Below are 1,043 nucleotides of genomic sequence, written 5' to 3'. Positions count from 1 at the left end.
CCGGCGGGAGGCTAATGCTTGGAACCGTAGCTAGGCTCGCGCAGGGTGGAGCCGCTGATGCGGTGCATCCGCTGGCGGCAAAACGGGTCATAGACGGCGACGCCGATCCGGCCGGTTGCGGGATCGGCAGAGCGGATGCAGGTGCACGGGGCGTTCACGTGCCTGGACCTTTCTACTGCTGGAAACCGGAACTAGGTTCTTCCATTTTTACTCCCCGAAGCCGGAGTCCTCTCGCCAAGCGCGGTCCGGGACCGTCCACTGGAGCGCCGGGAAACCGCCGATGCCCACACCCAGGTGGAGCGCCTGACGCCGGCGTCTTCCCACAGCACCTGGACCGCTTTCGCTGACCAGGTGCAGGTTTCGCCGGCAACGTGCTCTGCGCAGCCCGGAAAGCGGATCCACGCCCACACCGGGATGGCGGGCATGGCCGTGGTGGGCGGAAAGTGGTCAAAATCAAGTTCTTCGGGAGTCAGCCCGATGGGTTCCGCGCGCCTGGCATACCTGGCCGCCAGCCGCGCCGCAGCCTGAGGATCCATGGTTTAAGTAGAACATACGTTCGAATCCTTTAGCCGGCAGGCGAGGAACGACTGCACTGGGTTCCGCCGCCGAAGTGCGGCACAATGCTGTCCATGTGCGGACGATATGTGATGGCCCGGGCCACGTCGGACCTGGTTTCGGCTTTCGCGGCGGACCAGGTGGTGGGGGAGGACGTGGGACCGTCCTGGAACATAGCCCCGACGGATGATGTGCGCATCATCACGGAACGCCGCGGCCCGGACGGCACGCAGCGCCGCCTGGCCACAGCCAAATGGGGCCTGGTGCCGGTGTGGGCAAAGGACCCCAGGGTGGGATCCAGGATGATCAACGCCCGCCGGGAGACCATCCTGGAGAAGCCCGCGTTCCGCAAGGCGGCGGTGAAGAGACGGGCGCTGGTGCCCGCAGACGGCTACTACGAGTGGGAAAAGACCGAGGACGGAAAGATCCCGACCTACCTTTCCCCCACGGTTCCTGATCCGATTGCCTTCGCCGGACTCTACGAATTC

General features: G+C 65.3%; 1 protein-coding gene. It reads left to right on the top strand.

Going from position 1 to position 1,043, the window contains the following annotated elements:
- Positions 1 to 629: 629 nt before the first annotated feature.
- On the top strand, positions 630 to 1,043 hold a 414-nt coding region (locus ACFV20_RS37270), incomplete at its 3' end, for an SOS response-associated peptidase (RefSeq protein ID WP_385665651.1).

Source organism: Streptomyces sp. NPDC059696, assembly GCF_042733745.1.
In the GTDB taxonomy this organism is placed as follows: Bacteria; Actinomycetota; Actinomycetes; order Streptomycetales; family Streptomycetaceae; genus Streptomyces.
This window is presented reverse-complemented; position numbering and strand designations above follow the sequence as displayed.